This is a genomic window from Vibrio sp. L5-1 (assembly GCF_021728315.1).
GTDB classification, from domain to species: domain Bacteria; phylum Pseudomonadota; class Gammaproteobacteria; order Enterobacterales; family Vibrionaceae; genus Vibrio; species Vibrio splendidus_K.
On sequence record NZ_JAKKCQ010000003.1, the window covers coordinates 774,094 to 796,161 of the forward strand.

Sequence of the window (22,068 nt, forward strand, 5' to 3'; positions counted from 1 at the left end):
TGCGGTCCGTGTGCTAGTATCGCCTTTTTTGCATCGAGCTAATCTATGACTAACGATCATTTCAAAGGTAAATATGAGGTTGAGCTGAAGTATCAACTTAGCTCTAAGTCTGAGTTCTTGAAAACTTTGAACCTAATTCCTCATGAAATAATGCTGCAAGACAACCTAGAATGCGATTGGTATTTCGATAGCCCTGATAGAAGCTTACAGGCTCAGAACAAAAGCTTGTGTATTCGTACTATGGAGCCGTCGGGCATCAAGTTATGGATTGTAAAAGGCCCTGAGCCTGATCGATGCGAAGCGACAAATATCACCGATGCGACGAATGCCAAGAGCATGCTAGAGAACTTGGGATACGAAGTGATTCTTAAAGCGCGGAAAACTCGCAGTATTTACTTTGTTGGAGAGTTCCATATCACGGTCGATTCTCTTGCGGGTATTGGTGATTTTGCCGAATTTGCAATCATGACGGACGATGAGTCTAAGTTGTCTGTGTATAAAAGTGAGCTTGGGTTGTTAGCCAATAAATTCGGGTTGACTCAATCGGCACTGCAAACTCAGTCTTACAAACAGATGTTCGAGGAAATGAACGCATAGCACAGCGCTTAAGCGTCAGGGAGACTTATGGACACCATTATCAAACAAGCAATCGAATTGCGAAAGGAAGAGAAGTACCAAGCGTCGCGTGACTTACTGGCAACGCTACTCACTGATGAAAACTATGCGGCGAAAGCTCATTTACAGATTGCGTGGTCTTACGACAATCAGGGCAAAGAGCAACAGGCGATTGATCACTATGTATTGTCTCTGTCTGGCGTGCTTTCTTCAGTAGAGCGTTTTGATGCGCTGTTCGGCTTGGCGAGTACTTATCGAAGCCTTGGCCTTTATGCAGAGGCTTTAGGCTATTTCGAACAGACTATGGCTGAGTATCCTGACTCGATAGAAGTGAAACCTTTCTACGCAATGTGTTTGTACAATTTAGGTCGCCATAAAGAGGCGACATCGCTGTTACTTGAGCTTTTAGTTTCCACGACGAATAGCGAAGCGATCAAAGAGTACCAGCGAGCGATCTCTTTATATGCTCAAGACTTAGATAAAACCTGGTAAACAGCCGCGTATAAAGCTCATCTGTTTGCTTAAACACGATGAGCTTAGCCTTGTGTTGCCTTCTTAGGACGAAACTTTCTACCGTCCATAATATTCAAAGACATCAGTGTTAGGTTGGTCGCGCCTGCTATCAGTTCTAAAACCTGAACGCCATAAAACACTGAGTCGAACTCTTCTAAACTTGCCCATTGATTCAAAAAGTATGCGGCCGGAATCAAAATAACGATCCCGTTGAACGCGATAATTGGCATGCGTTTACTCTTACGCTCAACTATTTTCCCTTTACGTTGTTTTGCCATAGCTGCACCGGTCGCACCAGTGATCGCAATGGCTGGGACAAGAATAAACAAGCCCGGAAAAACGATCATCGACTTGACTAGCTTCACTGATTCTAAAGTGCCAAACAGTTCTACAAACAATGTGCTGGTAAAGAATGTCGCGACACACAGTGTTGCTGTTAATGCAGCTGTTTTGTGGATTATTGGTTTCATATCATTTGTGCCTTTAGTTTGGTAACATATTGTCAATTTTGTTTAAGTCTAATTTAATGACAGCATGTTGTCAAAGTGAGTATTATGGATACGAATGGAGAAGTTTTCACAAAGATCGCACTAGAGATCTTTAAGGTCAGTGGTCTATTGAATGCTGAGGGTGACAAATTAACCGAAGAGTTAGGGTTAAGCAGTGCCAGATGGAAGGTGATGGGTGCGATCGAAAAGTCGGATGATTTGGTCACGGTTTCTCAAATTGCTCGTATTATGGGGCAAAGCAGACAAGCGACTCAGCGTGTTACCGACATCATGGTGAAAGATGGTCTGCTAACTTGGCTTGATAACCCGAATCACAAAAAAGCTAAGCTGGTTAACATGACTGAAAAGGGCAAGGAAGCGTATTCGCTATTAGATAAAAAACAGGAAGAATGGGCTGAAAGTGGCGCTGAAGGCATTGAAAGAGACGAGCTTGATAAGGCGCTAATCACTCTGAAGAAGATGGCTACCTTCTTAGATAAATAGATAAATAGAGAATGGCAGTTGAGAAGAGTACGGAAGCCTAAGCATCGATATGATACTTAGGCTTCAGGGTATAGTTTTTTTTGTTGGGGAAGCGTTAAGCTGAAAGCTCTTTACGAACGATCTCTGCGCCTGCACTTAGCGCATTAAGCTTCGCTGAGGCAATTTCGCGAGGCAGGGGTGCCATGCCGCAGTTAGTGCAAGGGTAGAGCTTGTCTGCATCAACGTACTTAAGTGTTTCTCGCAGAGTGTTGGCCACTTCTTCCGGAGTTTCAATGGAATCGGTAGCCACATCAATCGCTCCGACCATCACTTTTTTGCCTCGAACCAGTTCAAGTAGCTCAAGTGGTACATGAGAGTTGTGGCACTCTAAAGAGATAATATCGATATTCGATTGCTGCAGCTTAGGAAATACCTCTTCGTATTGGCGCCACTCTGTGCCTAACGTCTTTTTCCAATCGGTATTCGCTTTAATGCCGTAGCCATAACAAATATGTACTGCAGTTTCGCACTTAAGCCCTTCAATGGCTCTTTCCAAACACGCGATGCCCCAATCGTTCACTTCATCAAAGAACACGTTAAACGCAGGTTCATCGAACTGAATAATATCAACGCCTGCAGCTTCTAGCTCTTTCGCTTCTTCGTTGAGGATCTTCGCAAATTCCCACGCGAGCTTTTCACGGCTTTGGTAATGCGCATCGTAAAGCGTATCTATCATCGTCATAGGCCCCGGCAGAGCCCATTTGATCGGTTGGTCGGTTTGCTGGCGTAAGAACTTAGCATCTTCGACAAACACGGATTTCTGACGAGAAACAGGGCCAACGACTGTAGGTACACTTGCATCGTAACGGTCGCGGATTTTAACGGTTTCACGCTTTTCAAAATCAACGCCATTCAAGTGTTCAATGAAGGTCGTTACAAAGTGCTGACGTGTTTGCTCACCGTCACTCACAATATCAATGCCTGCTTGCTGCTGCTCGTGCAGGGAGACACGCAGCGCATCTTGTTTGCCATCTGTGAGTTCGTCGCCTTGAAGTTTCCATGGCGACCAAAGCGTCTCTGGTTGTGCAAGCCAAGACGGTTTCGGCAAACTGCCCGCTGTTGAAGTCGGTAATAGTGTTTTCATAATAATACTGCCTATCCTTGGATGATTTGAGCGCGCAATAGACGATTAAAGTGCGTAATTTGCCGACCAGTTATCGAGAACTGATTGGTATGGCTTAATGAAATTCTCTTCTGCGAATTTACCTTGTTCAACCGCTAACTGGCTTCGCTCTTCACGGTCATACACGATTTGAGTTAGCGAGTGATCCAAGTTTTTCAAGTTTGGTTGGTAACAGTTGCCCGCAACCGCGTTCGCGTTGTAAATCTCAGGACGGTAGATTTTCTGGAACGTGCCCATGGTACTGATGGTGCTGATAAGCTCTAGGTTCGAGTAATCGTTCAGTAGATCACCAAAGAAATAGAAAGCCAAAGGTGCAACACTGTTTGGCGGCATGAAATAACGAACCTGTAAGCCCATCTTCTTAAAATATTGTTCAGTTAAAGAGGACTCATTCGGTTGGTATTCAAAACCCAATACAGGGTGTTGATTTTCAGTTCGGTAATAGGTTTTATTATCTGACACGCTTAAGCAAATAACAGGTGGCTTATTAAAGTTCTTTTTGTAAGCGTCAGAGTTAACGAAATATTTAAAAAGTTTGCCATGTAAATCACCAAAATCTTCTGGAATGCTGAATTTATCTTGGCCTTTATTATGATCCAATAGACGTACGCTAAAGTCATAATCTCGAACATAAGAAGAGAAGTTATTTCCGATAATGCCTTCAATACGCTCGTTAGTTTTACGGTCTATAATATTGGTTTTCAGCACTTCAATTGAAGGGAATGCTTCGCCGTTGCTTTCAATGTCCATATCAACAGAAATGATTTCAAGCTCAACAGAGTAACGGTCGCCCTTAGGGTTGTCCCAGTGTGCTAACGCGTTGAAACTGTTATCGATCATTTGTAGTGCATTACGTAAGTTCGCTTGACGGCTGTCACCGCGAGCCAGGTTAGCAAAGTTAGTTGTGATGCGCGTGCTGTCTGCAGGCTGGTAGTTTTCGTCGAGGCTAATGCTCTTAATCGTAAAATTAAATTCTTTATTCATGCTGATTTGGTATCCCAATTTGTTTTCTGATTCTCTCGGTCTTTAGTATTAAAACGGCTTTTATTTTTTGCTTGTGACCGGATTAAGAATCGAAGGCTATGCTGTCTGACATTAATGCTTAGCAGAATTAATGTCGTATAAAGTTAATCGCTTAAGGTTTTTATACGTTGATAGGTTCACCATTAACAATGGTATTACTTCACGTTGAACATGAGGAATATTCATGATCTATTCTGTTTGAATATTTAAGCCGGTGTCAGTTATATTAATTAGCTTGATGGAAATATAACCACATTAATAGTGTGTTATTTAAGACGATTAATTTAATTAAGAGATGGATGAAATGAGTGAATTGCTGTTGTTGATTTTATACTGTGCATTATTAGGCAGTGGTGTTGGTTTTCTTGCCGGGCTTTTGGGGATTGGCGGAGGGTTGATCATTGTTCCGGTGCTAAGCAGCATTTTACTTTACTTAGAGATTCTACCTGCGGATCAAGTGGTTGTTGCGGCCATAGCTACTTCGTTGGCATCGATACTGTTCACCTCAACTTCTTCTGCACTTGCTCACCACAAGAATGGGAACGTGCCTTGGGATCTGGCGCCTTGGATCATGCTCGGTGTTGCTCTAGGTGCACTGGTTAGTGGCTTTATGGCGGCTCTGTTGCCGGAAAAAGTCGTTCGTATTGTGTTCGCTGTAAGTGTGGTTCTTATTGCGATCAAGATGTTCTTAAGCAGTAAAAATGATGCACCTAAGGAACGAAAACTGCCAAACAAGGGCGTGCTAACGGTGCTGACAACCATTACGGGTGGCTTGTCTGCCATGATAGGTATTGGTGGTGGTGCATTGCTGGTTCCGCTATTAACGTTCTTCTCTGTCGATATGAAAAAGGCTATTGGCTGCGCCTCAGCTTGTGGCATTGTGATCGCGTTGTTTGGCTCGATAGGTTACATCAGCTCAGGCAGCAGCCACTTTGCTCTATCAGACGGCTTTGCTGGCTTTGTTTATCTGCCTGCGCTGCTGGGTATTGTGTGCACGTCTTGGTTTACGGCTCCTTTAGGCGCAAAAGCCACCAATCATTTACCGGTTCCAACGATTAAGAAAATCTTTTCAGTATTGTTGGTGGTTATCGCGGCAAGCATGGTGGCGCGTTAATTAAAGACCGCCCTCTGGCCTGTACTGATTCAGTTTCTTTATCAATTAGACATTTAGGTGCGAGAAAATGCATGTAAATGTCTAATTGCGATCTGAGTCTATCAATCGCCGCATTAACGCCTTTTAATGCATCATGGCTCATAATAGAATTGTCCTGTTTTATAAATATTTTAAATTTGATCAAACACTTACCCAAAGGAATTTATGATGCCGCGGGAAATCTCCAACATGAGTTATAAAACAAAGCTTAAAAGGGCATTTTTGCAACTCCAAGCCGCCAAAATTCTAAAATGGAACTACAACCCGCCATTGCATCAATGGTTAAGAAAGGCAGGACTTAAGTTAAGGCCGCCTTATTATGTGTCTTTTGGACGAAATGTAGTGGTGCGCTTTGTCGAATTCTTTGTCTTTTTCCTTCCTTTGATATCGCTGTTAAGTATATCGAGAGAGGGAGTGACCTTTTTAAACTTGCTGTACGAATCATTCATCGCTGGTGCATTTTATTCTGTTTTTATGAGTGCGTATTACCTTTGGACATATCGGAAGTGCGATCTGACAAATTGGGAAGAGTTGTAAGCTAACAAAGCGATATAGAAGTAAGAACTATCGTTAAATTCAAACAAAAAGAGCAGTCACGAGGCTGCTCTTTTTTGCTTGCCAGTCTACATTTATACGATTATGTATATGAGTATGTTGATGAAATCTTGTTGTTTAACGGGATTCACTGCTATAGCTAAATGTATCTTGTTTGATTCAACGGAATGCTATCAATGAGTGGTTTATGGATCCTTTAACGCAGGGCGTATTAGGCGCTTCTTTGTCACAGTCGGCAAGCAAAAAACAGAACTTGGTTGTCGCTGGGGTATTAGGTCTACTCTCTGGATTGGCTCCAGATTTAGATGCACTGATTAAGTCACAGACTGATCCTTTGTTGGCTTTGGAGTTTCATCGACAATTTACCCATTCACTCTTCTTTATCCCCATTGGCAGTTTGATCTGTGCCTTGGTTTTGCATCATCTCATTGCAAAAAGGCGCGGGCTTTCTTTCAAACAAAGCTGGCTGTTTTGTACTCTAGGTTACGGCACTCATGCACTGTTAGACGCTTGTACCACTTATGGCACGCAGTTACTTTGGCCTTTGACCAACGCGCGTTTTGCTTGGAATACCATATCAATAATCGATCCTGTTTATACGCTTCCCATCTTAATTTTACTTGTGTTTGCAACGTTGAAACGAGCACCTTGGCTAGCACGTGTCGCATTTGCTTGGGCTTTGGTTTACCCAACATTAGGGATGATTCAGCGAGATAGGGCAGAGGTTATTGGTTTGCAATTAGCGGAAGAAAGACAACATAAGCCGATTCGATTAGAGGCTAAGCCGAGCTTTGCGAACATCTTAGTTTGGAAAGTGGTGTATGAAACAGAGCATCGATACTATGTAGATGCTGTGCGGGTCGGCACCTCGGTTAAGAAATATCCTGGAGAATCGATCGCTAAACTCAACGTTAGCCGAGATTTCCCTTGGATCGACCCGAATTCACAACAAGCGAGAGACATTGAACGGTTTCGATGGTTTTCGAATGGCTATGTGGCACAAGATCCAACAGGCGAGCTGCGTATTATCGATGTCCGCTATTCAATCGTACCGAACCAACTGAAAGCACTTTGGAGCATCAAGCTATCAAAAGCAGTTGATGCAAACACGCATGTAAGATACGAAACTCATAGAGACAACACACCTGAGTCGAGACAGTTCTTCTTCGATATGCTCACTGGCGATAAATGAGCTAGTTTTAAAAAGTAAAAAGGCTGAGTCAGATAATCTGCTCAGCCTTTTTTATTCGTCTATTCCCTAGTTTTCTTTGTTCGAAAACTCTTTAATAAAACATTAAAGGTAACGGCTTCTTAGGTGGTCTTTGAAGTATTGCGCATTCAAGGTTTCGCCGGTTGCGCCTTTCACCAAATCATCGGTGTTAAGCAGGCTGCCTTTGCTCCAAATATTTGATTCTAACCAAGTGAAGATAGGGGATAGGTCACCGCTTTCAATTACTGAGTTCACATCCACTGTTTTCTTCATTGAAGCCATGAACTGAGCCGCGTACATCGCACCTAATGTGTAAGATGGGAAGTAACCAAATGCGCCGGTCGATCTATGGTGTAATGTAACCTGCAAATCTTTAGATTAGGTAGATCCTAGTTTAACTCGTTTTGCCCTATTGTGAGTTTCAGTTTTTCTTCTCATCTAATCTAGGCTCGTTCTTTCCATTGGCAGGGCTTATCAAATAGATCATTAATTCATTATCGACTAAGCTGTTCCATTGCTGAGCAAGGAAACTACTCGTCACGCAATTAAATAACTTTTCGGATAAAATTAAGAAATATTTTTTTGTGAAAGTTTGCGTTATCCAACCTTTGCCTTAAAGTTTATATAAGGTAGTGAAGTAAAGTGCTTAGGCCGATCCAAAACGGTTCCCAACAGGTGAGTTAATATGTTTAGTTATATTATTTGGATTGGGTTGTCTGTAGCTGTTGGTGCTTATGCAAAGCGTAAAGGAAGATCTGGTATAGGTTTTTTCTTTTTGTCCTTTATTCTTAGTCCAATTTTTGGAGCAATCATTGTACTGTTACCAACCCCAAGTCAGCAGAATAAATGGTCATACTTAACATTTGCTGCTTTTTTGGGAGGATTTTTAGGATATATAGGAATGTCTGATAACGATAATACCTATGTCGAGGATAAAAAGAGTCGTAATAATCAAGCTTCTGTTCAATCTAAAACAGTAACTGCATCTGATACAACTATTACAATTAGTGATTTTTACGTAACCGCAAGTGAATTAAACGTTAGACTGTCTCCGGCTAAGACAGGCAAGAAAACCAATGTAATATATCGACGACAATTGGTGCAGGTCTTTGAGACGACTAATGGTTGGTCAAGAATTTCCAAGTACTATGATGGCACTATAGAAGGTGTTGATGGGGAAGTAGCGAGGTGGGTTTCTTCTAAGTATCTGTCAAAACATAAACCAACTGAATTGAGAGTTATGTCATCTAACAGGTTAGAAGCTGCGTTAGATAGTTCTGATGACTACATATCTTACAAGGCAAAGTTCATCAAAGTATCGAAGGATCTCATAAACACAGGAGTCTGTTCAGTGGAGGATTTTGAGCACCAAGGTGGTTGGGTACGTTCAGTTAACTACAAGCCAAGAAGAGTGTATTTTACCTATTGTGGTAATCATAGTAACACTTCTGGAAGAGTTTATTATGAGCCATCATCTGGCAATGTTTTTAAATAAACTTGAGTATTGAGTATTGAGTATTGAGTATTGAGTATTGAGTAACAAAAAACCACCTTAGCTAGCACGACATAACTCGAAACTGCCCCATTCTGTGTTAACGTAATTACTCAGTGGCAGATCGAGCCACTGAGATTATCGCACTTTTACTTATGGTTGCTATTACCGGAGTTGTGAAAGGAATCTCCCAAAAGTGTGCGCAGACGATGTTCTCATCTTGTAATTTTCGTATGCATCATTGTGTTTTTCGTTGGCAGTAATATCTCGCAACTGGCCAAATTGCCTGCACTTATTGATGACTGCGAGGATATCTGGACTAAATAGTACAGTAGCCCCAGTAATTAACCTCACTGCTATTTGTGTTTTTTGAATAGTTTGTTTTTTAACCAAACCACAGGCAAGAATATAAGAAACCATAGCTTTTTCCCGAAGGCGAGTAAGAGAGCTCCAATAGCTAATCCACCTTTACCTGCAACCTTCCCTGTGATCAATTTGTACATCAAAGCACCAGCTCCAAAAGCTGCAACCGTATCAGTCTCTGGAACAAAGTCTTTATAGGTATAGCCTTTTTTATACTTTAGCTGCTCTAGAGTCGGCGCTAAGTTATCTTCCGCTGATATAAATTGCTCTTGAGATCCTACCCAAGTGATTTGACTATAACCTTCTCTAGATAATTTCAATGCTCTTGCATTAACTATTTTCTCATTCTCACTACTGTGCGCTCTTATAGCATAATACATCGTTGCTTCTTTCTTGTTTAATGTTGGTTTCTCTGCCCATCCATCAATAAAGAGAAGCGCGCCTTTCCTATGCTTATTATCATCCTCTGTACTATCGATAAGCTCTTGAAGTAAATCATTGCTATCAATACTTTCTTCCCAATCATCCATTTTTATAAAGCCAGGTCTGCTTTCTGTTATAATAAATCTGCTTAAATCTTGGTTTAAAAGAACTGCATTTGGAGAGCTAGGAACTCCATTAATTTCTTCTTCTAAAATTGCTGCGTCATCACCTCTAACCAAAGACTGCTCAGTCATAACTAGGATCGTTGCGTCTTGATTTGGTACGTCATATATACCTTCATATTCCCAGTTAAGGTTATCGAGTGGATTGGCAAATACCGAGCTTGCAATTAACACTAATCCAATGGCCATGTATTTCATGTTTTCTCACTTAAATGCATATTATTTTTGTGCAATTTACCAGCTAAATACCTTAGTTATTTTGATAAAGATCTAAATGTAAGATATTGATGTATATGTCAATTATATATTATTGGTAGGCTATACCGACATAGAGCCAGAAAGGTTTAGTACAGTATTTATCACCTTGAGTAATAACTGGAAGTATTTTAAAACTAATACTTGAACTTGCTGTTAAATATTCACATCAGAGACTTAGGGGCATAAGCGATTCAGTCGGAGTTGAATGTTCGGCAAATAAAAGTGCATCAAGTGAACCCGACACAACGAACTGAAGATAGAAGAAACTGCCTAGTTCTTATCAAAATCGCCACCTGTAGCAACAGTGCCTTTTCATATTTTGAGATACTAAAAGTTATTCAGGCGCGGCTAAATTGGGAGAGTCATTGACACGTCTTTGTCCAATAGTGTGTGAGCGCCGTTAATTACGATGACTAGAATGCTCGATTCTCGCAATACTTGAAATAATAACAGATAAACAAAGCTTGACCTCAATGCTAAGTATATGGTCATTTGAAGGCTCATTAGTTCATATCTTTTGTCGAAGTAGAACTCAAAATCACACTGACATCTCTACCGATGGGCTTGTAAATTTCATGGGGTTTCAGATTAGTTAGTTGTTTGGCGATCTTTTAGGATGACGTTTAATGCATCAGTAGCTAATTCAGCATCACGTAATTGTCTTGTTCTAACAATATGCTTTAATACTCTGCCATTCAGATCAGTTAATGATACTACGTACCATTGTTTAAATTTTCGCTTCCAACTTAATAACTTTACTTCTTCTATTTGATTGTAGTAAATGCGTTCACCGACATTTCTTGTTGTTGTATTACTTGAAGCAATTACAACTGCATTACTATTACCAAAACTTGTACCAGTACCTACTGACTTTGACACAGTACCGAAGTTCCAACCGATATAATGTTCAGTCATAACAAAGTAATCTGGTTTCCAGTTACGGTGCTGTGTCATAACCATCTGCTCTACAACTACATATGCCTGTTCTAATGACATATCTTTTGGTTGATAAGCCATTGGTACTGTTCCGCACCCTGATAAAGTCGCCACTAATAGTAAACTCAATAGGTAACGCATTATTGTACTCCAAGTGTATTTGATTGAGGCATTCTCATATCCTTAATTATGCCATCTTTCAAACGCTTATAAAGTGGTTTAAGTAATAGTGAGCTTAGTGAATTGGACATTTAGCCACAGGATTGGAGTGGGTAAGTAAAACTGGGAATTTAAATCAATAGCGCTTATCCGAAGTCTCATCTTCCGCTGGAAACCGAAACACGTCTTCGTCAAATTCCGTGCTAGCAGGTACCAGGATATTCCGTGATTGTTAAGTTCGATTAAGGGATAAAGCCTTCAAATCAACCTAAGTATGTTTTGAAAATATGATTAAAAAGGCTGAATCAATAAACTGATCAGCCTCTATCGATTTATTCCATTAAAGGTAACGATTTCTCAAATGATCTTTGAAATACTGAGTGTTCAAGGTTTCGCCCGTTGCGCCTTTCACCAAGTCATCGGTGTTAAGCAGGCTGCCTTTGCTCCAAATATTTGATTCTAACCAAGTGAAGATAGGTGATAGGTCGCCATTTTCAATCACAGAGTTCACATCGACAGTTTTCTTCATTGAAGCCATGAACTGAGCCGCGTACATCGCACCTAGTGTGTAAGATGGGAAGTAACCGAATGCGCCGTCTGTCTAATGTATAGTGATAACTTACATTTTGTAGTATGGTGTAACTATGAGAAAAGTATACAGTTATATACGTTTTAGCCGACCAGAACAGGCTAAAGGTACATCAATCGAGCGTCAGTCACATTTTGCTGAACAATACGCCCTTGAGCATGGCTTAGAGCTAGATAAGAGCTTAACCATGATGGATAAGGGGCTCAGTGCATTTCATGGTGCGCATAAGACTAAAGGTGCGTTTGGTCGATTCTTAGCCGCAGTCTCGGCAGGCAAAGTCCAGTCTGGGTCAGTCTTGGTGGTTGAATCACTCGACCGTTTGAGCCGAGAAGATCCATTAATTGCTCAATCAGCATTAAGCGACTTGGTTTTGTCTGGTATTACTGTTGTAACTGCCGCGGACAATCAAGTTTATTCACGGGAAGAGATTCAACAGAACCCGTTTAAGTTAATCATGTCTTTAGTTGTGATGATTCGAGCAAACGAAGAGTCTGAAACTAAACAGCGTCGTTCAAATGCTTTCTTAAAGAGTGCATTAAAGCAATATCAAACAAGTGGGAAGATCCGACGATTTGGTGCTGACCCTAGTTGGCTTGATTTTAACAAAGACGATGGAACGTATTCGTTTAATGAACGTGTAGAAGTGATTCGCCGAGTTCTGAGTCTTTATAATCAGGGCATTGGCTCTCTAAAGATAGCAAGACAGTTAACAGAAGAAAACATACCAACTTTATCAGGCAAGAGGATCGCATGGGGACAAACCACAGTTGCCAATATCGTGAAATCCCATGCTTTATATGGATTGAAGAGAATCAATGTACAAGGCGTTGATTACGATCTTGAAGACTTCTATCCCGAGTTAATTACAAAGTCTAAGTGGCTGGCACTACAACAGCATAGAACGAAACGAAGTAAATCAATGCATGGTCGTGGTGAGACTGTGCATTTAATTACTGGTCATGGCAAAGGGTTCACGATTTGCGGCTATTGTGGTGGCGGGTTAGGAGCTCAAACACAAAAGCAATACAAGCGTTCTGGAGAATACAGTAAAACCGTTACACGATTACATTGCTTAACGCATAAAGAAACAAGCTCTTGTTGTTCGTCTGTGTTTTTAGAATCAATAGAGAATGCAGTATTGTTTGCCACTTGTGTCGGTGTTCAGCCTCAAGCTTTAGTTCCTACCGCTAACTCAGTTGATTATAGTGCTTTGATTGATGAAATTGACGCAAAAATAAAACATATTGTTGAACAGGTTACGTCTGGTGCGCCTTGGGATTTGTTCAAAGACGTTCACGACAAAATGAAGCTAGATAAGAAAAGGCTTCAAAACGAAAGAGATTCACAAAAGCCAGATATTGACCAAAATGATTTAGAAAAATGGGTTGATGAACTTCTTAACTTAGCTGATAAAGCGAAGGCTGGTGACAAAGCGGCAAGGCTAAAGTGTCGAACTCTAATCAAGAGCGTATGCAAGAATATTGTGATTAAGTTACGGGGGGATGATTCAAAATCAGAGCCATTAGTAACTGTTACGTTTATCACCGATGAGCAGTTTGAATTCAGGGTCGCTAGTGATGGTGGAGTACGATTTGTTGATAACGATATGATAGTTAACAGAAGACTAAAACCACTACTGGCTTAGTATGCTCATTGGTGATCTGAGAGGGAAGCGAAAAGCTTCCCTTTTGAGTTTAAATAGAGCTATTCAAAACTCAAACAGTGAATTGGCATCAGTGTCTAGCACCACACATAAATTCTTGATCATCTCGTCAGTTACACGAATCATGCCGCTTTCGATCTTTGCAAGTTTGCTTCGAGTAATGTCTATTCCAAGCAAACTACACTCACGCTCTACATCTGCTTGAGACCATGACTTACTTAACCGTATCTCTTTGATTTTAATGCCAGTAATGTTCTTTTTTTCTGTGACTTGGTTCATGATTTTATCTGCACCTTTATGGGTGCAGGTAGAGTTACATATAAGATAAAGGCGTGTTGCACCCGTATGGGTGCTTGGTGCTTTTATTTGAGGTTTTTATGAACAATAAAGTGAACAAAGTACAATTTGTAAAAATTAGCGTAGTGAGCGCGCTGTCGGTGGTTGCATTGGCTGGTTGTCAAGCGACCAAAGTAAAGACAAATGTAGACAAAGGAATGGACACCAATCTATATCAGTTTGTTAAGAACCCTAAAACGGTTGAGCAGGTTTTTGGTGACATGACTTGCGGCGAATTCATGCGAATAGACAAAGGTCAGAAAGTAGAACGTTTTGGCAATATGGACTCTACTGATCTATTAATAAAGCAACGTGATGCGGCTTATAATACAAATTCAATTTTATCAGCTATCCAGTGGGATAAGCGTCGTTTCAATCATCCATATGGCAAGACATTGAGTGCAGAAACTACAAGGGAGTGTTTAAGAAAGGGTAATGAGTCACTTGTTCATCAAGTGATTTCAGATTCTAAGTATCTCATGCCTGATGTGATGACCGAGCATGGAGACTATAAAGTAGCGAGTACAAATGATGTTCTTTATGCAGTGTATACAAAATCAAAAAACAATGACTCTATATTACAAGTGATTCCGAGTGTAATGCCTAAAAAGGGGAGTCGAGAATATAGAAATAAAGATAAAATGACTAAAATCAGTTCATTTTATATCCATACTGATATCAAATGTGAAGATATGAATTACTACAACGTGTTACCAACTATCAACAATAAAAAGTACTACGTTCAAAATACTTGTGGTGAAAACAAAACAATGCGTACATTCATTAGATACAATACTGGCGACAAGTCCGCTTTGAATCTTCATGAACTCATTTCAAAAACGAACGACGACATCGTTGTTGATTATGATGGAATGAAAACATATCGTTTCAGCTCGAAAGGGTATACGGCTGCATTGAATCAGGGAAGAGAGTTAAATCAAGTATTCTCGTTTGGCTCTGAAGATGAATGGTTCAACTACAAAGTAAAGCAGTCGGCTTTGTTGAACAGGTAACAAACAAGATTCATCTTTATTAAAATCGACTGAAAGAACGTCGTATTCAATAGAAACCGCCTTTGATGGGCGGTTTTTTAATGGCTTCAATTTGTTGAATAAATATATTCATATTAATGAACAGGTTGAACAAGTATGAAAAAGGAAAATCTTTATTTCACTGATAACGAGAAAGCTAAAGAAGCAGGGCGACGTAGTGGTGCTGCGAGACGTAAAAAAGCCACTGAACTACAAAAGCTAGAACGCAAAGCAGAGTTACGAGACATCGAAAATCGAGAGAAGAAGTTAAAAGATATGTCAATGCCATTGACTGGTGCTGCCGACATTGACACTAGTCAGATTCTAAAAATGGTATTGTCTGGTGACTTTGGAGTTGTTTTAGCAGAAAGAGCGATCACGGCTATCTGTGAAGCCGAGATAAAGCGAATAACTAATCGAGCGTCTAAGTTGGAGCTGTCAATCATCAATGACTTGTCGAGGTCGGAAAAAGAAGCTCTTCTTGCATCACTCGAAGCCGATTTGGAGGTGTTATGAGTTTTTTAAATCTGGTTCGAAGTAATAGCGAAAAAGAAGATGAACAGGGTTGGAGTGGCAATGCACTTGATCTACTGAGAATGTGTGGCAGCCTCGACGAAGTTCAACGGAAGCGGAATAAAGATAAAGAGTACCAAGAAGAAGCTGGTAAACGAATGAACGCCATTCGAGATAAGATGACACGACATGAACAACTTCGGTTGGAATCGCAAGAAGAGGCGTTACTTGAGCAATCAGAGCGAGAGCGTAAGCGCAGAGAGGCACTTGAACAACTCGGAGGTTTAAATGAATAAGCTACTAGCTGGGCTTGTAATCATGATAATGCCACTAGCAATTTCAAATATTTCATTTTCAACTAACTATGGTGAGTTGAACTCGACTTTAGATACTTTAGTAGTACAGCAAGGTTTGATGATCGAGAGAACTGATGTCTTTTTGAAAGACATAGACTCAATAAAACAAACGACGAAGAAAAACGGTGAACGAATTGAATCACTAGAAAAGTTACTTGTCGATTGATTCACTAGCCCTCGTAGAGATACGGGGGCTTTTTTGTATTTGTTGTCTATCAATAGACTATAACCATAGAGTATTACGATAGAGGCCTATCATTTAAAGGTTTCATAATTTAAAAGATAGATTTATCATATGAGTACTTAAATGATAGTGAAGTGAGTACACAATGAAATACATCTATGCCAGAACATCGACTACTGACCAGAACGTTGACCAACAAGCGGCATATCTTCAGCGTACTCATGCCGATGCAAAGATAATCAAAGAACAAGCGAGCGGCAAGTCACTTGATCGACCAGAATTTAATAAACTGAAGAGCAATTTGAAGTCGGGCGATAGTGTTGTAGTACTTTCGGTGAGTCGTTTAGGTCGTAATACAGTTGAAGTGCTTGAGTTCATCGAATGCATGAAGAAGCGGGAAGTTAACGTGTACGTAGATGATTTAGGGGGCTTAGATGTGACATCATCGACTGGTAAGCTAGTTCTAACGACATTAGCAGCGGTAGCAGAAATGCAACGAGACGAAATTCTTGATAAGCAGCGTATTGGTATTGAGCGTGCGAAGAGTGAAGGGAAATATCGCGGTCGTGTGGCTTCTCCAGAAACTTCACGTAAATGTGAAGAGGCTTTGAGTTATGTAGAGGCAGGACTAAGCAAAGAGAAAGCAGCGAAAGCGGTTGGTATTGGTGTTGCGACACTTTATCGATTTATTAAAGCTTAAAATTTAACCGCACGAAAATAATTTTAACGTTAAAGTGTTGTTTTTTATTGATTTTTATTTTTATTAGAAATAATTTGTTTAGAATGACCATTTCTCGGTTTACCGTATATACACGTCCACAGAGACATACGAATATAGCGATAACTGAGAAGAGAAACGAATTATGTACTTTAAGCAACCGACAACACTTGACGAAATGATTCTGTCTGAATCAAACAGAATACAACTAGAGATTATTAGTAAAATGAAAGGCTTTTATCTCATTCACAGCAATAGTACAGGTAGCGGAAAATCTCTTGCTGCAAAACTTGTTGCTGAATCAATCTCATCTACAACACTTTTTATTGATGCCTCATGCACTCAATCAGTAAAGCAAATTGATAATTTAGATAGAAAACTCGCTTTTCGCGATTTAAACAATAATATTCCCGTTATTGTCATAGATGAAATTGATAAGTTGAATAGTACTAAATTGCAAATGATTTCATCAGCTTATAATAAATTTGCGAATAAAATTGATTGTATCGTAATTATGACTGCGAATAGCATAGATAAATTGCCAGCAAACTTAATATCAAGAGTTAACGGTATTGATTTCAATCACGCAAATAATGAAAATAAAGTTATTGAATATATAGCAAATATTGTTGAAAAAAATAGTAAGAACAAAGCATTAAACAAAAATTTCTTATCTATTGTCAGCAAGATTTTGTCAGCTTCAAAAGGTGACATTAGAAAAGTGTTGTCATACACAGAGAAGTTTCTAATCACAAATGAAATCGACAAAAATCCGTTATTAACTTCAGGCTATTAAGAGAGAAACTATCATGAGCAATATTATTAGATTTGATGAAATAATGAATGAAACAGAGGCGCAAAGCGTTTCTGCATGTACAGACAGCTTAGAGATTGTTGAACGCTATTTTAATGAATCTGAAATAACATGGGGCTTTTGTCGTTTCTTAAACAATAATAGAACAATCACTCCGACTGAACTTGATGCTGATTTTAAACTCTGGATGCAACGTAAAGGTGTAGACACATCAGTGCATAAAAGTACATATATTAAAGCGGCATTTACGAAATATGATGCAAATCAATATGATGAAACACTAAATCAGCTTCAAGATAAGTTGAAGTATGACGAATCACTCGAAGATGAGTTTATTAAGTTACAACGTTATGCTGAATTATCAGATGATGATATTTTAATATACAAATCTTGGGTTTGGAATGTAAAACGTACAATTAATCATTTAGAAAAAGAGCAAGTTCCGATACCGTTACTGTTCTCAACAGAGCAGCGTTACGGCAAAAGTACATTCAATCAAAAACTGTATGAGCCTGTAGCAGAGCTTTCTTTACGTCGAGATGTTAGTTCAATTCGAGATTCATTCGGTAACGGCTTGTGGCGAAAGCTGCTTGTTGTTGATTTTGATGAAATTTCTTCGATAAACAACTCAATGCTCTCTAAATTTAAAGAGTGGTGTTACGCAGATAAAGTCGCCATGCGAAATCCGAACACGTCTACGATGCTTCAATTTGAAAAAGTAACAAATGCGATAGCTTCAAGTAATGTAGATGTTAGCGATATTTTAAAAGATTCAACAGGTTCGCGTCGTATTTGGCAAGTTAACTTGAAAAAGCCACTTTTTGACGCATTAGAGCGCGTAGATTTTGAAAACTTGTGGCGATGCGTAGATGAAAGTGATGTTTGCCCACTGTACGTAGATAATCACATTGAACGTATTACACAAATTCAGTATGAAACTCAGCGTAGTCGCTCATCGGTTGAGATTTGGCTAGATGAATTTCGTGAGACTAATGTTAAAGAATCGTATAAAGCGTTAGAACTTTTTGCGCTGTATGACTCATGGCGTAAAGTTAACAAAGAGAAAAGCTTGTCGAGCACTGCATTCGGCAAACAAGTTGTACAGCTCGGAATTGAGCGACGACGCAAAAACTCAGGAAATTATTACTTTTTTGATGTGTAAAAAGTTATTTAGCAACTATACACGCTCTACACGTTTACGTGTAGGCGGTGTATAGAGTGTAGGGTTTCAACCGTTTAGCATTTCAAATTGAGATTCCTCTTCAGACCAATCTTTCTCAGCTAGGAGAGCACTGGCTAATCGGTATTCTTCTTGGGCAATAGTGTCTTGGGTGTATTGAAAGTTCTCATTACAGAACATCGATGCATAGTTGTTAGTGATCACCTCAATAGTGAATCGTTCTGGCAAAAGACTCATGCCTTTATCAAGCAGCTTTACGACATCTTCAAGATATTCGACATGCTTGGGTTCGACTAACGGCTTAACCGCTTTGAGTAAGTCGCGGTTGTAGTTAATCGCTAATGAACTGATCATGTTATCGATTCGTTGTTCTACTTCTGGTTCATTCTCAAATAAAGCATCAATTTCATTCTCTTCAAGAACTAAGTCGATTTCTTCTACTTGCCAGTTCATAGTAAGAGTTGACTCAACAGATATTCTGTTTGGCTTAGATTCGTTCACTTGTTTTCTCTTTATGCTATTTTCAAAAATCGATAGTATTTCACCTTTTGAACGACTAAATGTATCGCAAGCATTCTGGAGAATCGCTTCGAAATTGAGTTCGTCATTGATTAAGAGAGTTGAAGTCTCTTTTAGTTTGCCGTGTATGCTTTTCGCGTCACCATTGTGTACTTCACCAAGTTCGTTTTTATCAACACATTTAACACAAGCAATTTCAATTTCGTGAGTGTTGATGTCGGCAAATAGCACTTGAGCGGTAGTTGCATCAAGAGCTATAAAGTAATTGCCAGTAACTGCCGTATACAAATCGGAAGTGTTGTGCAGTTTACTAGAAATCTTATTAGCTAGTTGCCTGTGTCTTAAATCAAGCTGTTTATCTTTGCGATCGTATTCAATCAATGTGCGAACATTTAACTTGTCTGTTTTCTTCAAAGTCACACGTTTGATCAAGTCTTTATATGATCGTTGACCTGTTTGTTCTTGTAAGCGAACTTGAATCAAATTGTTATTAGTGAATAGTGTTGCCTTTTTAGTTAATGGTTTTGTCTGCATTGTTTTTCCTTGTGAGCCGCTATATGAGCTTGTAGTAATTGATTAAGTGTTGTGTTTAATGAATCATTTGAAATGATGTCAAATTCATCAAGTAGATCTTTTCTAAGTTTTATTCTTACTTGCCGAGTATTGTTTGTTTCGTTTAGATATCTGCTCATTACGATTCCTCAAAGTGTTTGATTATCTTGCTGATGGTCGCTGAACTGATCATGTACTTGTTAACAAGGGAATGGTATGTCGCACCGTCCATGAACTCGTCATAAATGCGTCGTTGCTCTTCAAGTGAACGTCTTGGTTTTCTATTGCGTCTTGTTTTCATAATTCTTCTCTATTGTTATTTCTCACTTTTATTTATAAGAACTGAGTTCGGTGATTGATGATTTGAGTGAAAAAAGTTGAAATTATTTTCAAATAGGCAAGGTGATGAAGATGAGTGGGTTATAATTTCGCGTGCGTTTTGAAGTACACTTTAGTTAAATCTAGACATGACTTTTGACATGGTTTTAGTTAAATCTCGACATGACTTTTGACATGGTTTTAATTAAATCTCGACATGACTTTTGACATGGCTTTGACATGATTTTCGACATTGTTTTGCTGAAGTAAGTTTTGTAAAAACAAAAGGTTGGCAGTTGAGGTCTAAGAGGAACATTAACGCGAGCAACGAGATAGAGAACGAGAGTCCAAGGAAGGACAACAAGAAGAGAACGGGGAGCGAAGCGACCGCCCGAAGGGCTAATCGGTCGTTCTTGGAACGTGGCTTCAATAGGTCTTCAGTTGGGGCTTCGCCCGTTCGCCTTAGGCTCACCTTGTTATCGCTTCGCTCTACAAGTAGATAGTCTTGAAGTGGTTTCTACTGGATGACTAAGAGACTGCTACGCAGTCACCGTCTTTCGGCAGCACTTCGTGCCACCGGACAGTCTAGCTTTTGACTGTCTACTGGTTTGTATTTGACTTGTATAGCGCTAGCCATTGCTCTTCAATGCGATTCTAAGGAGGTTTTAACTGGCTAGTAGTATCTGGTTCTGGATGTATCTTTAAAGTCGATTAGAAGCAATTATAGAGCTATTTACTGCCGTGGAGAGTTGGATAAATATGATTGTTAAAATCTCTTGTTGGTTCAATTTGCAGCCGTAAAGGCTGCTTTTTTTGGCTATAGGGAATTCATAAATATATCAAACTAACAAGAGGTGTATTCAATGCTTTGTCCAAGCTTATTATCAAGTCAAAACGTCGATCCAGAAACGTATCTTTCTGACCAACAAATAGACCGAGAACTATTAATCAACAAACTTTGGTCTAAAATACAAGAAACAGATAGAAAGAGAGTTCGTGGTTTAACTGATCGTGACTTTGATTATTTTGAAAATCTTATGTCTGTAATCAGAAATTGGAGTGATGAAGAACTACTTGATCTGGCTTCGGAGCCGATTGAGTTCAGAAAGGTAATACGAGGGTATTGGATGGATTAGTCAGAACACACTCTGTCACTTTTCAATTCAAGGTTTAATCTGATCTGACAGATTACTCTACCTCATTTATGCCCTGAAGTGTGCTGGCAACAGCTAAGAAATCCTGGCCTGTTACCTCATTTTTTGGTTAGACTTTCACGGATTCATATGCTTTTTCTCACTAAAAGTTATCTATTTTTCTAATGTCTTACGTTGTGAGTTCTTGTGTTGAGTTAAGGGGTAAACTCTTATAGCAAAGCAAGTTTTAACTTACGATCACTCCGAAAATGCATTCCTAAACATACCCCTAAGATTGAATAACCAGCCATCATGCAGAGTGCAAACATATTACTTTGATAAATGTGATTTTTAGCATACAGTACTGATACTGGTAACAGTGTAACTGCATACATATCAATTTTATTGGATTTGAAGAGCGATGGAATACAAATGACATACACAGAGTTGCATCAAATAGATACAAACAAAATTAAAAGTGAATCCGAACTCATTTTCTTCATAAAAAACAAAATCAGTGATCGAATACCAAATTATAGTCTTCTCTTAGGAGCAGGTTGCTCTGTCACTTCAGATATAGGTACTGGTGTAGACTTAGTTCAACAATGGAAAAGAGAGTATTTTAAGCTTAAATTTGGGTGCGACGACTATTCGGAAGATAAGTTATCTAAACATCTTGAAAATGAAAGCACATGGTATAAAACAGGTAATGAGTACTCTTCATTTTTTGAAAAGATTTATCATCTACCAGTACAACGCAGAAAGTTTATACAATCTCAAGTTGACGGAAAAATCCCATCCATTGGTTATACATATTTAGTTTCTCTATGTGATAAAAATAATAAATATTTTGATACAATTTATACTACAAACTTTGATGACTTAATAAATGATTCATTTTATCAATTTGGTCAAGACCGACCTATTCTTTGTGCACATGACTCTTCAGTAAAGAGCTTATCTACTCATACTGAGCGTCCAAAGATCATTAAACTTCATGGCGATTATTTATATGATGGTATAAAGTCTACTAATATAGAAACTAATACACTCGAAAAAAAATACCGAAGCTAAATTTCGAGAGTTTTCTAAAGATTTTGGCCTTATCGTTTTAGGATATGCCGGT

The 22,068-nt window shown here is 39.3% G+C and carries 25 protein-coding genes and 2 pseudogenes; 17 read left to right on the forward strand and 10 right to left on the reverse strand.

The features are described from left to right. Positions 1-45 precede the first annotated feature (45 nt). On the forward strand, positions 46-597 hold the full coding sequence (gene cyaB, locus L3V35_RS15740) for a class IV adenylate cyclase (protein ID WP_237300233.1): 552 nt from the start codon (positions 46-48) through the stop codon (positions 595-597). A 27-nt stretch (positions 598-624) separates the two neighbouring features. Continuing rightward, positions 625-1,107 carry a tetratricopeptide repeat protein gene (locus L3V35_RS15745; protein WP_108092780.1) on the forward strand — a complete coding sequence of 161 codons (483 nt, stop codon included), beginning with the start codon at positions 625-627 and terminating at the stop codon, positions 1,105-1,107. 44 nt (positions 1,108-1,151) lie between these two features. Here the strand turns inward: L3V35_RS15745 and L3V35_RS15750 are convergent, their stop codons facing one another. Then, a complete protein-coding gene (locus L3V35_RS15750) occupies positions 1,152-1,598 on the reverse strand; it encodes a hypothetical protein (protein WP_237300234.1) in 447 nt (148 codons plus the stop codon). Between the two features lie 84 nt (positions 1,599-1,682). On the opposite strand from L3V35_RS15750, the gene L3V35_RS15755 reads away from it, so the two are divergent. Next, on the forward strand, positions 1,683-2,120 hold the full coding sequence (locus tag L3V35_RS15755) for a MarR family transcriptional regulator (RefSeq protein ID WP_237300235.1): 438 nt from the start codon (positions 1,683-1,685) through the stop codon (positions 2,118-2,120). 94 nt (positions 2,121-2,214) lie between these two features. Here L3V35_RS15755 and L3V35_RS15760 read toward each other — a convergent pair whose 3' ends face one another. Next, on the reverse strand, positions 2,215-3,243 hold the full coding sequence (locus L3V35_RS15760) for a methionine synthase (protein ID WP_017082702.1): 1,029 nt from the start codon (positions 3,241-3,243) through the stop codon (positions 2,215-2,217). 45 nt (positions 3,244-3,288) lie between these two features. Continuing rightward, the gene (locus tag L3V35_RS15765) at positions 3,289-4,266 is read right to left on the reverse strand and encodes a DUF1852 domain-containing protein (protein WP_237300236.1); all 978 of its coding nucleotides are present in this window, start codon (positions 4,264-4,266) and stop codon (positions 3,289-3,291) included. Positions 4,267-4,609: 343 nt separating this feature from the next. Here L3V35_RS15765 and L3V35_RS15770 point away from each other — a divergent pair, with 343 nt between their 5' ends. The 3 genes from L3V35_RS15770 (at position 4,610) to L3V35_RS15780 (ending at position 7,205) form a co-directional block, all read left to right on the forward strand. Then, positions 4,610-5,419, forward strand: a complete 810-nt coding sequence (locus L3V35_RS15770; RefSeq protein ID WP_237300237.1) for a sulfite exporter TauE/SafE family protein — start codon at positions 4,610-4,612, stop codon at positions 5,417-5,419. 228 nt (positions 5,420-5,647) lie between these two features. Beyond that, complete coding sequence (locus tag L3V35_RS15775; protein ID WP_237300238.1) at positions 5,648-5,995, forward strand: DUF6404 family protein; 348 nt, start codon at positions 5,648-5,650, stop codon at positions 5,993-5,995. Between the two features lie 205 nt (positions 5,996-6,200). Continuing rightward, a complete protein-coding gene (locus tag L3V35_RS15780; RefSeq protein ID WP_237300239.1) occupies positions 6,201-7,205 on the forward strand; it encodes a metal-dependent hydrolase in 1,005 nt (334 codons plus the stop codon). A 102-nt stretch (positions 7,206-7,307) separates the two neighbouring features. On the opposite strand, the pseudogene L3V35_RS15785 reads toward L3V35_RS15780, so the two are convergent. Continuing rightward, positions 7,308-7,562, reverse strand: a pseudogene (locus L3V35_RS15785) (carboxypeptidase M32); the annotation flags it as partial. A 346-nt stretch (positions 7,563-7,908) separates the two neighbouring features. Here L3V35_RS15785 and L3V35_RS15790 point away from each other — a divergent pair. Then, positions 7,909-8,718, forward strand: a complete 810-nt coding sequence (locus L3V35_RS15790; RefSeq protein WP_017084343.1) for an SH3 domain-containing protein — start codon at positions 7,909-7,911, stop codon at positions 8,716-8,718. 353 nt (positions 8,719-9,071) lie between these two features. Here the strand turns inward: L3V35_RS15790 and L3V35_RS15795 are convergent, their stop codons facing one another. The 3 genes and pseudogenes from L3V35_RS15795 to L3V35_RS15805 form a co-directional block, all read right to left on the reverse strand. Continuing rightward, complete coding sequence (locus L3V35_RS15795; RefSeq protein WP_237300240.1) at positions 9,072-9,881, reverse strand: DUF2167 domain-containing protein; 810 nt, start codon at positions 9,879-9,881, stop codon at positions 9,072-9,074. A 648-nt stretch (positions 9,882-10,529) separates the two neighbouring features. After that, a complete protein-coding gene (locus L3V35_RS15800) occupies positions 10,530-11,018 on the reverse strand; it encodes a hypothetical protein (RefSeq protein ID WP_017082697.1) in 489 nt (162 codons plus the stop codon). 358 nt (positions 11,019-11,376) lie between these two features. After that, positions 11,377-11,646 (reverse strand): annotated as a pseudogene (locus tag L3V35_RS15805) (carboxypeptidase M32); the annotation flags it as partial. Between the two features lie 34 nt (positions 11,647-11,680). Here L3V35_RS15805 and L3V35_RS15810 point away from each other — a divergent pair. Continuing rightward, complete coding sequence (locus L3V35_RS15810) at positions 11,681-13,270, forward strand: recombinase family protein (protein ID WP_237300241.1); 1,590 nt, start codon at positions 11,681-11,683, stop codon at positions 13,268-13,270. Between the two features lie 63 nt (positions 13,271-13,333). On the opposite strand, the gene L3V35_RS15815 is transcribed toward L3V35_RS15810, so the two are convergent. Then, the gene (locus L3V35_RS15815) at positions 13,334-13,567 is read right to left on the reverse strand and encodes a helix-turn-helix transcriptional regulator (RefSeq protein WP_237300242.1); all 234 of its coding nucleotides are present in this window, start codon (positions 13,565-13,567) and stop codon (positions 13,334-13,336) included. A gap of 98 nt (positions 13,568-13,665) precedes the next feature. On the opposite strand from L3V35_RS15815, the gene L3V35_RS15820 reads away from it, so the two are divergent. The 7 genes from L3V35_RS15820 (at position 13,666) to L3V35_RS15850 (ending at position 18,402) form a co-directional block, all read left to right on the forward strand. Further along, positions 13,666-14,637, forward strand: coding sequence for a hypothetical protein (locus L3V35_RS15820; protein ID WP_237300243.1), 972 nt, complete (start codon positions 13,666-13,668; stop codon positions 14,635-14,637). A 135-nt stretch (positions 14,638-14,772) separates the two neighbouring features. Beyond that, positions 14,773-15,171: a hypothetical protein gene (locus L3V35_RS15825; protein WP_237300244.1), complete on the forward strand. Its 399-nt coding sequence runs from the start codon at positions 14,773-14,775 to the stop codon at positions 15,169-15,171. Continuing rightward, positions 15,168-15,464, forward strand: a complete 297-nt coding sequence (locus L3V35_RS15830; RefSeq protein ID WP_237300245.1) for a hypothetical protein — start codon at positions 15,168-15,170, stop codon at positions 15,462-15,464. Before L3V35_RS15825 ends, L3V35_RS15830 begins: the two co-directional genes overlap by 4 nt. Further along, positions 15,457-15,690, forward strand: coding sequence for a hypothetical protein (locus L3V35_RS15835; protein ID WP_045421332.1), 234 nt, complete (start codon positions 15,457-15,459; stop codon positions 15,688-15,690). The genes L3V35_RS15830 and L3V35_RS15835 overlap by 8 nt, the downstream gene beginning before the upstream one ends. Before the next feature lie 163 nt (positions 15,691-15,853). Beyond that, positions 15,854-16,408 (forward strand): recombinase family protein, encoded by a 555-nt coding sequence (locus L3V35_RS15840; RefSeq protein WP_237300246.1) that lies wholly within the window; start codon positions 15,854-15,856, stop codon positions 16,406-16,408. A gap of 163 nt (positions 16,409-16,571) precedes the next feature. Next, on the forward strand, positions 16,572-17,222 hold the full coding sequence (locus tag L3V35_RS15845) for an AAA family ATPase (protein WP_237300247.1): 651 nt from the start codon (positions 16,572-16,574) through the stop codon (positions 17,220-17,222). 13 nt (positions 17,223-17,235) lie between these two features. Continuing rightward, positions 17,236-18,402: a VapE domain-containing protein gene (locus tag L3V35_RS15850; RefSeq protein WP_237300248.1), complete on the forward strand. Its 1,167-nt coding sequence runs from the start codon at positions 17,236-17,238 to the stop codon at positions 18,400-18,402. Between the two features lie 66 nt (positions 18,403-18,468). On the opposite strand, the gene L3V35_RS15855 is transcribed toward L3V35_RS15850, so the two are convergent. Both L3V35_RS15855 and L3V35_RS15860 read right to left on the reverse strand, forming a co-directional pair. Continuing rightward, on the reverse strand, positions 18,469-19,473 hold the full coding sequence (locus L3V35_RS15855) for a hypothetical protein (RefSeq protein WP_237300249.1): 1,005 nt from the start codon (positions 19,471-19,473) through the stop codon (positions 18,469-18,471). A 157-nt stretch (positions 19,474-19,630) separates the two neighbouring features. After that, a complete protein-coding gene (locus tag L3V35_RS15860; RefSeq protein ID WP_237300250.1) occupies positions 19,631-19,792 on the reverse strand; it encodes a hypothetical protein in 162 nt (53 codons plus the stop codon). Positions 19,793-20,672: 880 nt separating this feature from the next. Between L3V35_RS15860 and L3V35_RS15865 the strand changes: the two genes are divergently transcribed. Both L3V35_RS15865 and L3V35_RS15870 read left to right on the forward strand, forming a co-directional pair. Then, on the forward strand, positions 20,673-20,945 hold the full coding sequence (locus L3V35_RS15865; protein ID WP_237300251.1) for a hypothetical protein: 273 nt from the start codon (positions 20,673-20,675) through the stop codon (positions 20,943-20,945). Positions 20,946-21,374: 429 nt separating this feature from the next. Next, positions 21,375-22,016 (forward strand): SIR2 family protein, encoded by a 642-nt coding sequence (locus tag L3V35_RS15870; protein ID WP_237300252.1) that lies wholly within the window; start codon positions 21,375-21,377, stop codon positions 22,014-22,016. Positions 22,017-22,068 lie beyond the last annotated feature (52 nt).